At 41.7% G+C, this 9,265-nt stretch carries 12 protein-coding genes; 6 read left to right on the plus strand and 6 right to left on the minus strand.

The annotated features are described in order from the left end of the window. Nucleotides 1–50: 50 nt before the first annotated feature. From GQA99_RS02000 to GQA99_RS02010, 3 genes are all read left to right on the plus strand, one after another. Nucleotides 51–1,718, plus strand: coding sequence for an amidohydrolase (locus tag GQA99_RS02000; protein WP_160052206.1), 1,668 nt, complete (start codon nucleotides 51–53; stop codon nucleotides 1,716–1,718). Between the two features lie 109 nt (nucleotides 1,719–1,827). Then, a complete protein-coding gene (locus GQA99_RS02005; RefSeq protein ID WP_160052169.1) occupies nucleotides 1,828–2,100 on the plus strand; it encodes a type II toxin-antitoxin system TacA family antitoxin in 273 nt (90 codons plus the stop codon). Further along, entirely contained in the window at nucleotides 2,097–2,594 is a 498-nt protein-coding gene (locus GQA99_RS02010; protein WP_160052207.1) for a GNAT family N-acetyltransferase, read from the plus strand. The genes GQA99_RS02005 and GQA99_RS02010 overlap by 4 nt, the downstream gene beginning before the upstream one ends. Before the next feature lie 404 nt (nucleotides 2,595–2,998). Here the strand turns inward: GQA99_RS02010 and GQA99_RS02015 are convergent, their stop codons facing one another. Then, nucleotides 2,999–3,238, minus strand: coding sequence for an HP1242/YdcH family protein (locus GQA99_RS02015; RefSeq protein ID WP_160052170.1), 240 nt, complete (start codon nucleotides 3,236–3,238; stop codon nucleotides 2,999–3,001). Between the two features lie 416 nt (nucleotides 3,239–3,654). On the opposite strand from GQA99_RS02015, the gene mtnC reads away from it, so the two are divergent. Continuing rightward, nucleotides 3,655–4,335, plus strand: coding sequence for an acireductone synthase (mtnC, locus tag GQA99_RS02020; RefSeq protein WP_160052171.1), 681 nt, complete (start codon nucleotides 3,655–3,657; stop codon nucleotides 4,333–4,335). Between the two features lie 89 nt (nucleotides 4,336–4,424). Here the strand turns inward: mtnC and GQA99_RS02025 are convergent. Beyond that, nucleotides 4,425–5,451, minus strand: a protein-coding gene (locus GQA99_RS02025) for an IS630 family transposase (protein WP_160052172.1) whose coding sequence is annotated in 2 segments (ribosomal slippage) — nucleotides 4,425–4,994 and nucleotides 4,996–5,451 — 1,026 coding nt in all. Because the reading frame shifts where the segments join, the coding sequence is not laid out codon by codon here. Nucleotides 5,452–5,521: 70 nt separating this feature from the next. Further along, the gene (locus GQA99_RS02030) at nucleotides 5,522–6,550 is read right to left on the minus strand and encodes a hypothetical protein (protein WP_160052173.1); all 1,029 of its coding nucleotides are present in this window, start codon (nucleotides 6,548–6,550) and stop codon (nucleotides 5,522–5,524) included. Between the two features lie 118 nt (nucleotides 6,551–6,668). Between GQA99_RS02030 and GQA99_RS02035 the strand changes: the two genes are divergently transcribed. Continuing rightward, complete coding sequence (locus tag GQA99_RS02035) at nucleotides 6,669–7,091, plus strand: acyl-CoA thioesterase (protein ID WP_160052174.1); 423 nt, start codon at nucleotides 6,669–6,671, stop codon at nucleotides 7,089–7,091. Nucleotides 7,092–7,132: 41 nt separating this feature from the next. Then, nucleotides 7,133–7,390 (plus strand): GNAT family N-acetyltransferase, encoded by a 258-nt coding sequence (locus GQA99_RS02040; RefSeq protein WP_160052175.1) that lies wholly within the window; start codon nucleotides 7,133–7,135, stop codon nucleotides 7,388–7,390. Here GQA99_RS02040 and GQA99_RS02045 read toward each other — a convergent pair whose 3' ends face one another. The 3 genes from GQA99_RS02045 to GQA99_RS02055 all read right to left on the minus strand — a co-directional run bounded on the left by GQA99_RS02045 (nucleotide 7,391) and on the right by GQA99_RS02055 (nucleotide 9,206). Beyond that, a complete protein-coding gene (locus GQA99_RS02045; RefSeq protein WP_283106206.1) occupies nucleotides 7,391–7,783 on the minus strand; it encodes an acyl-CoA thioesterase in 393 nt (130 codons plus the stop codon). It abuts the gene before it with no gap. A 179-nt stretch (nucleotides 7,784–7,962) separates the two neighbouring features. Further along, a complete protein-coding gene (locus GQA99_RS02050) occupies nucleotides 7,963–8,475 on the minus strand; it encodes a hypothetical protein (RefSeq protein WP_160052177.1) in 513 nt (170 codons plus the stop codon). Beyond that, the gene (locus GQA99_RS02055; RefSeq protein WP_160052178.1) at nucleotides 8,472–9,206 is read right to left on the minus strand and encodes a hypothetical protein; all 735 of its coding nucleotides are present in this window, start codon (nucleotides 9,204–9,206) and stop codon (nucleotides 8,472–8,474) included. Before GQA99_RS02055 ends, GQA99_RS02050 begins: the two co-directional genes overlap by 4 nt. Nucleotides 9,207–9,265 lie beyond the last annotated feature (59 nt).

Below are 9,265 nucleotides of genomic sequence, written 5' to 3' on the forward strand. Positions count from 1 at the left end.
ATTAACATTTAATAAGTGTTGAATAATGAATTGCATAAAGGGATAAAATGATGAAAAAAGGGTATTTAGCACTGTCGGTAGCATTGTGTCTTACCGGTTTAAGCGCCAACACCGTTGCGCAAACCACATTAGTGCATGATGTTAATGGCTACACCTTAGTTAACGGTAAATTACACACCTTTAATGCGATTCAGTTCACCGACGATAAAGTCGACCAACTCTTCACCAAAGACCAACCTTTACCCACAGCTAACGATATCATCACCATTGATGGTAAAGGTAAAACCTTACTGCCAGGATTAATCGACGCCCACGGTCATGTACTCAGTTACGGCTTAAGCTTATTAACCGCCGATTTAACCAACACCAGTAGTGAACAAGACGCGGTGTCACGCGCCCAAGCATTCATTAAGAAAAACCCTACAGATAGTTGGTTAATGGGCCGCGGGTGGAACCAGGAGTTATGGGACAACAAACAATTCCCAACCAAAGACACATTAGATAAAGCCTTTACAGCTAACCCAGTATCTTTTGGCCGTGTTGATGGTCATGCGATTTGGGTTAACAGTAAAGCGTTAGCACTGGCCGGCATTTCAGCCAGCACCGTCTCGCCAGAAGGTGGCGAGATAGTTAAAGATGAGCAAGGAAATCCTACTGGTGTGCTTATCGATAATGCGATGAACTTGGTGTTTAACATCATCCCCGATCTTAATCAGCAACAGCTTGAGTCTACGTTAACCCTAGCAATGGACAGCTTAGCCTCATACGGTTTAACCAGCGTGCACGATGCGGGCATCAGCATTAACAACATTAAAGCCTACCAGCAATTAGCGGCAAACAATGCCATGAGCGTGCGCGTTAATGGCATGCTGTCGGTTGAAGACCCACGGTTTGATACGGTATTAAAGCAAGGTCATATCAACACCAGCGACGACATGTTTAAAGTCGACAGTGTAAAAATATCTGCCGACGGCGCGTTGGGTAGTCGCGGCGCTGCGTTAATTAAAGAGTACTCCGACCAACCCGGCCACAAAGGCTTAATGCTGTATTCAGACGAGCAATTAGGTAAACTGATTTTACAGGCGATGAAAGCCGGATTTCAGGTTAACACCCACGCCATTGGCGACAATGCCAATCAAGTGGTTCTCAATAAATACCAAACTGCCATTGCGGCAACCGACTCAAAAGCATTACGCCACCGCGTTGAACATGCCCAAATACTCGACCTTGCCGACGTGCCCCGCTTTGCTCAGCTTGGCGTTATCGCGTCAGTGCAAGCGACCCACGCCACTAGCGATAAGAACATGGCCGAAAACCGTTTAGGTAAAGCCCGCCTAGCCGGAGCATATGCTTGGCGCAAACTGTTAAATGCTAACGCCGTCATCGCCAACGGGTCAGACTTTCCTATTGAATCACCTAACCCATTTTTTGGTCTACACGCTTCTGTCACCCGTCAAGATCATCTCAACAAACCTTTAGACGGTTGGTTAGCGGGTGAAAAACTGTCGCGTATTGAAGCGTTTAAAAGCTTCACCATCGACGCAGCCTATGCCGGCCACCAAGAGCAGTTATTAGGTACGCTAGAATCCGGCAAAAAAGCTGACTTTATCCTGGTTGAGGACGATTACTTTGCTATCAACCCACAACAAATATGGCAAAACAAAGTCATCGCCACCTGGGTAAACGGCCGTCAGGTGTTTGTGAAAGGAGAGGAATAGAGCTTCTCAATCTATTTCCTTATGTGCCAAAGTGACACGCAGATTGCTTTTTGAGCAATTTAACCACATAATGTTTATGTGACACTTTGGCACAACTGGAGAGAATATTATGGCCGCTACGTTACCTCGAATCACTGCTAGAGTTGATGCTGACACCCAAGATTTATTAACGAAAGCCGCGGCGCTTGCTGGCATGTCGAGCATTAATTCATTTGTGTTAAATGCGGCAATCGAAAAGGCCAAACAAGTGATTGAACGTGAAGAAACGCTAAAGCTTAATCAAGCTGATGCCACTTTACTTATGGAAGCACTAGACCGCCCAGCAACCGCAAACTCAAATCTACAAGCCGCTTCTGAACGTTATAAAAGCAAAAACCAATAATGAATACGGTACTGTTAGATAAGGCAAAACACGATAGAAACCGCTTTAACTGTGGCAGTGACGCACTTAATAACTACTTGAAAGTTATGGCGAGTCAGCAAGCTAAAAAAGACAACACCAGAACCTTTGTTTTAGAAGATGATATCAATAACGCTCATATTATCGGTTTTTATACATTAACAATGACCCCGATAGACATAAAAGCCCTGCCACATAAGCTACAAAAAAAGTATCAATCTTCAACTTCAGGCGGCCTCATCGCCCGCTTAGCAGTAGATAAGCGTTATAAAGGCCAGGGGTTTGGTGAATGGTTACTTATTGATGCATTGCAAAAGTTGCTCACTGCGAGTGACAGCGTAGCATTCCCAGTGGTGATTGTTGACGCAAAAGATGGCGCAAAGCACTTCTATCAACGCTATGGATTCCAGACATTTCAAGATGCAGAACACAAACTGTTCATCACCATCGCAGATGTAAGAGCGAGTTTGAAATAGTTTGAGTGGCTTGAAAAACTTAGAGCCAAGAATGTATCACTGAGCACTCATTTCATAACATTCACTCTCCAACAAGCACCAGTACCCTGTAGCTTAGCCACTTATCTGATGTGAAGGGATTCACACCAAACGCCCCATCTGAAGCGTTAACACTTTCACTCTTTATGACAAGATGGGCTGAAGCTGGCTACAAGCGCAGTCAAAAGCAGGATTTAACCACGTCGCGACATTATCGCCTCTAAATCAAATGGGATAAATTGATGTGGCGGCTGGGCCAGTTCTTTTATAAAAAAGAAAGAGGGAACAGCCGTTAGTTTCCTCTTGATCTGGTGTGGGCGAAGCGCCACGACGTTAGTGGCCACAGGCCATAAACAAAGAGCTGGATTCCAGCTCAAAACAAACCTCTACGCTTTAGTAAATTGAAGATAAAGCTTATCTTTAAGCACAGATCGTTCATGTTTAGCTTGATGCATAAACTCATCACTCGTTGGGGAATTTCTCAACTCTAATTTACGAATTTCAGTGTCTAAATCATGATAACGACGTGCATTTGCTGCAAACTCGCTGTCACTATCCGTTAACGTTAAAATGGTCACTGTGTACTCAGGAAAATCGACTAATAACGCATGGCTTTCACCTAACATATCTCGCTCCTTTATATTTAACCGTATTAATAAACAGCACTAATGAAAGTGCTAAATTGAGAGTATTAACAGACTTAAGGTTAGACTATATTTCTGTGCCCAGTAAAATCGTGATCTAGGCCGAAAAAACAAAGGTTCTCGATTACCCCAACTCCATTCTGGTAACATTAATTAAAATGCTTAATAAACAAAATGATGATAATCATCACGCTAAATTTAACAGCTTTAAACTTTATCCTTAAAGCGACCCGCCCCTCATTGCGATAGAGCAATTTAGCATTATCTAAACCTGGCTCACATCTTGTACTAAAAGTCGCCCAACCTAGAGGCAATATCTGCAATAGCACTAGCCTTAGCGGCTAATAAAGCATAGGATCATCATTAAGTTAATTTATTGTTTGGGAGTCACAAATCTTATGAGTATTAGAGCTATCATCGTTGATACCGCCGGTACCACTACCGATCTTAACTTTATTCAGGATGTGTTATTTCCATACTCACGCACTGCAATTGCTGAGTTTCTTGAGCAAAACCAACACAATGTATTGGTAGATTGCTGTATCAGCGATGTAAAAGATATCGCGCTAGAACCCGATGCATCTTTAGCGCGTGTGACCGAAATTTTACAACAATGGATTGATGAAGACCGTAAAGTCACGCCATTGAAAACATTACAAGGTTTAATTTGGAAGCAAGGCTACAATCGTGTTGATTTTACCGGCCATATTTACCCTGACTTTATCGACAGCATTGAGCGCATTAAAGAAAAAGGCATCAGAATTTACAGTTTTTCGTCAGGTTCTGTCGAAGCGCAAAAATTACTGTTTAGCCACTCAGATTCTGGCGATTTAACGCCTTCATTTAGCGGCCATTTTGATACCCGTACCGGTAACAAATTAGACAAGCAAGCCTACTGCAACATTTGCAACACCATTAGCTTAAAGCCAAAACAAATTTTGTTTGTATCAGATATGCCTGAAGAGCTCAAAGCCGCTGAGGCTGCAGGCATGACAACGTGCCAAATGCTGCGTTTGCCTGAGCAGGTAAAAGCAAAATGTAAAACAGTGACCAGCTTTAACGAATTGCAATTCGACTAACCTGTCACGCTAAATACTATCCAATAAAAAACGACCTTGATGGTCGTTTTTTGTTTTCGCTAAAAATTAACTCATACCATTTACATTAATTAACTGGTCAGTTTTGTCCAGCTTCTAGAGCATAATTTAATTACCCTTTCAGGCTCTGCAATAAAGTGATTCCATGCAATTGAGCACTGTTCAACAATATCGTCATATCCACTAAAACAACGATTGGCAAGTTCATTTTGACGAAGCCATTGCCACACTTGTTCTACAGGGTTAAGTTCTGGGGAATAAGGGGGAAGTTTAAGGATACTCAAGTTATCAAAGCCCTCAGTCAGTTTTTGTTGATGCCAACCTGCGCCGTCCATAATGATCAGCGCATAGCGTCCAAATTCAGTCGCTTCTGAAATTAATTTCAAGTGTTCTAACATATATTCACTACTGGCATACGGGGCAATAATTGCCTCTGTCGCACCTGTGGAAGGACACACCGCACCATATAAATAGGCGGATTCAAACTGCTGTTGCCTTACTGACCGTGGTCGGCTTCCTTTCAATGCCCAAATATGGGTTGTGGTATTTTGCTGGCCGAACCTGGCTTCATCTTGAAACCACACATCAATGCGATCTAACGATACATGACCAGGGGTGTTAAGGATCATTGACAGTTGGAAGTTTTTTAAAAGCGTCCTGAACATCTTGAGACTGTTTTGGGTGACGAGAGCGAGTTGTTATCCATGAAAAGCCTAATTGATGGAGTATTCTGTAGATGTTGGCCTGCTTAAAGGTCACGTTAAATTCAGATTGAATAAAAAGACAGACATCTCTTGCCATTAATCTACCGCCACTCTCAGATAAGCTTTGAGCTTGTATAAACTCTTTCAGACTTGCCTGTTGTTTCGCTGACAATTGTGCAGGTCTACCTGGATTATGTTTATCATCCAGGCCGTTGATACCATGAGTTAAATAGTTTGTAACCCAGGCATTTACACTTGTTCTACTGACCTTCAACATGTTGGCAATCGCGGTGCGAGAATGACCTTCGGTAAAGTGGAGTAAGGCGAGGTAACGGATACGTTTACGAGCACTTTTTTCAGATTTAGCTAATACAGCAAGATTGATATTATTCATAAATATAGCAATAAGAGAATGACGATTAATTAGATCATATATTTAATGTAATTGGTATCATAAACTCTGCTTAACCAGGAAAGGCCGGAGAGATACATTTTTTCACTTCAAAATGGTAACCATATTCGCCATCGGTATCTGGAGTGATCTCTAAAATTTCATAATCATTAAGCTCAACAACGTGCGACTTAGCAGACTTTTTACAACGTGACTTGGCATTCGCCTCAAGCTGAAATGCAAATAGCGCAATCGCTTTACGTACACTGGTAAAATATTGGCTGCGTAAATGGTTATACGGTTGCTTGGCGATTTCATCGATAGCCTCTAACTCTTTTTCGCGCTCTATTTCTGTCGCCGTTTTCACTTTTGGCTCTGGTTTAGGGTTAACCTCTTTCGCAAGACCACTCGCCACTAACGCCAAATCATTTTCGACAACAATGGCTTCTTCCGGCTGGGCCTCAACGAGTTGCACAACTTGTGGGTCATCTAAGGCTTTTTCTATTTGGCCATAAAGATCCATTAACATGGCTAAGTGATACAGCACCACCGCCGCCAACACGACTCGCACCCAAAATGTGGTGCGATGAAAGTGTTGATGATTAATTAACCTAAAATTAGTCACACCAAAAGGACGCAGTAAAAATGACACGCTAAACATTAGCGGAAAAATAAGCTGTAAAATTAATAACACAATGCTGCTCATAATCACGCTCCAGGCGGGAATATAAAGCAAAATGGCAAAGTTGTGGGTGTAATTAAAACTGCTCGAGGCAACGCCCACCACATCGTTTACCACCGAACTTGAGCTGGCTAATGCAAAATTAGCCACAATGGCATAAAACAACAATAAAACGGCTTTACCTGCCAAACTGTGCCACATACGTTCAAACAAATGCCAAAACTCAATCGACATCGCGATGACACTAATAATTGCCACCCACACCACGGAATCAGTAGCAAACAACAATACAATCGCCACTAAATAGAGTTTTTGAGGGAGGCTCAGTTGAGTTTGCAGCCTGGTAAACCGCGCTGAAAACACCGTCCAACCAGACGATAACCATCCGCTAGATGTGGTGAGTAAACTCTGTTTTGGCAAAATAAAATCCTTATAAATTGTCGGCCAGTGGCCATAGCCCTTGTTGTTCTACATTGTGACTGGTAAATTAACGGCCAATTCAAACAAGCGTTTAATTTCATCTTATACAAGGTATCCCATGGAAGACTTTTTAGCTAAACACTCTATCAGCACCAAAATCCAAGTTGCATGGGGTGAAATGGATGCGCTGCAACACGTTAATAATTCAGTCTACTTTAAGTATTTTGAAACGGCGCGCCTCGATTTCTTTCATCAAATTAACCTACTTGCCGACTTAAAAACCACAGGTGTTGGGCCAGTGCTCAGTGAAACGAATGCTCGCTTTAAGCGTCCGATCACGTTTCCAGACTCAATCATCGTTGGCATCAAAATTAGCGACATTACACAAGATCGCTTCGTGATGCATTACACCATGTTCAGTCAATCGCAACAATCGGTCACCACGCACGGTTGGGCAAAAGTGGTGATGTTTAACTTTAAAACCGGTCAAAAAGCCAAACTCACACCAGAATTACTTGCCGCCTTGTCGCAGCATCAGTAAGTTTTACTCTTACGCAATTATTACCATAAAAGGATAACAGCATGAGCAATCAAGACGTCGTTACCGTAGAGCACCAGGCCGAACAACATCGTTTTGTGGTCAACACCCAAGGCGTTGAGGCCATGCTTGAATACCATTTGGCAGGCCAAGATATTGATTTTCATCGCACCTTTGTTCCACCGGTATTACGCGGCCAGGGAATTGCAGAAAAGCTCGTGCGCACTGGGCTAGCATGGGCAAAATCGGAAGATTTTAATATCAATGCCAGCTGCAGTTACGTGGTTAAATTTTTACGTTAATTAACCGTTAGTCAGCCCCGTTAATGCAGCTAATTGCTGGCGCACATTGTCGGCTAATGGTTCGCTTTTTTCGGTTTGGTAGTTGTAATGCACCATGGTGGTGGTGGCTTCGGCGGTTTTTTTACCGTTTTGCCAGCAGCTTTGTAAAATATCAAAACTGCTGTTGCCCAAACGGCTAATGTGGGTTTTGACTGTCACTTCAGTGCCGTAGTAAGTTGGCGCGGTAAAGGCGATGGTAAAACCGGCAATAATCATGTTCCATTTAGTTAAATCTTGCCCCGGATTCACAATATCAAAAATTGGCTCACGCGCTGCTTCAAACCATACTGGGATCACGGTGTTATTAATGTGCCCTAATGCGTCGGTTTCACAAAAACGCGGTTTAAGGGTCATGCTAAATTGAGTGTCTGCCACAAAAAATCCTTTCTTATTATGTTGAGTCCATTGATGTTTTTCGATGAACAAATGTCATTAACCCATTCTAACGACACATCTCACTCAAGGTCATTAAAAATGTCTTTATTGCGAAGGAATTATTGGGGCATGTTAGGGGGATAGACCACTATATTATTTTAGTTTATAGAATCCTTACTGGCATCGATAACCTCTGCTGATTCTCGCTGTTGTGCAACGACAGCCTCTGCCTGTATATTCTTCCAATTTTGGACTGCATCATGCTGCTTTTTAACAAAAACGAGATATATACTACTTTGTATAATCAATATTGATAGTATTGGAAAAGTTAAACAAATAAAGTTTACAACAATGGAAGTAATCTCAAAACTGCGCATAAATATGGAAGGCAAAAAGAAAACGATTAAAATATATAATGTATATTTTAATATCTTCACAGCTCGGAATGAACCTCTCACAACTCGAAAATTAACTACAAAAAAGTATATTGTTGCAAAACATAATATAACGAGCATTATTTCAGGACTGAGTGAAAAATACTCGTGCATAGAAAATGATAGAATCAAAGCAATTGAAACTGTCATTAATAAAGATGCCATGAGAAAAATGCTCATTCCTTTGGCATAAGAGAAAAGACCAACAGATTCATCCTTTGTAATATCATGACTCATTCTGAAGGAAACTCCTCATAAATACCTACGGCTACTGCTAAAGATCTTAATGCTCCGGATGAAACACTACCAGTAAAGCTCATAGAAGCACCTACAGCATCGACTATCTGAAGCCGGAAAGATGCTGTTATATGCTTTGTTGAATAGGGTTTATATCCGGGTCTTTTTCTTATACTTTTCAACATATTGTTTGACACTCCTGGTATATTGGCTCTAATTATTTCGTTATTCAACCTTCTTTGCTCTGGTCTTGACAAACTCTTAAGCATATCTAAAGTCGATCTTCCACTATTTGCCTGCATAATCTTAATTGTTTTGATTGTTACAAAAGCAGAAGCTGAAGCACCCGCTAACGACACTAAATCTACTGCCATTGTTGCGTTTTCATACCATTCTTGATTATCTAAATAATCATTTCTTTCAGGTGCAAGAAATTCATTTGTGCCCCTAACAACACCATTCATGCATTGTAAGGTACCAGCAATTGTGGCTGCTGAAGCAAGGTAAGTAATTGCAGTGCTTAATCCACCAGTTAAGGGAATCGATACGGTACTAGTTGCAATAACAAACCAACCAACCATTGCAGTACCACAACTCCAAGCAGCATTTCCCAATTCACCAACTAATTTCGATTCACGGATATTACCTTGGCTACCTTTTAAATGCAGGGCGGGATCATACTTTGTTAACAGTAGGGAACTTTTTCGTATCGGCATGATCTGATCAGGCATGTTAATCTACTGAACCTAATCCATGTCCTTATTTGAACACTTGAAACTTATCGAAGACC

Source organism: Shewanella litoralis, from assembly GCF_009828585.1.
Lineage (GTDB): Bacteria > Pseudomonadota > Gammaproteobacteria > Enterobacterales > Shewanellaceae > Shewanella > Shewanella litoralis.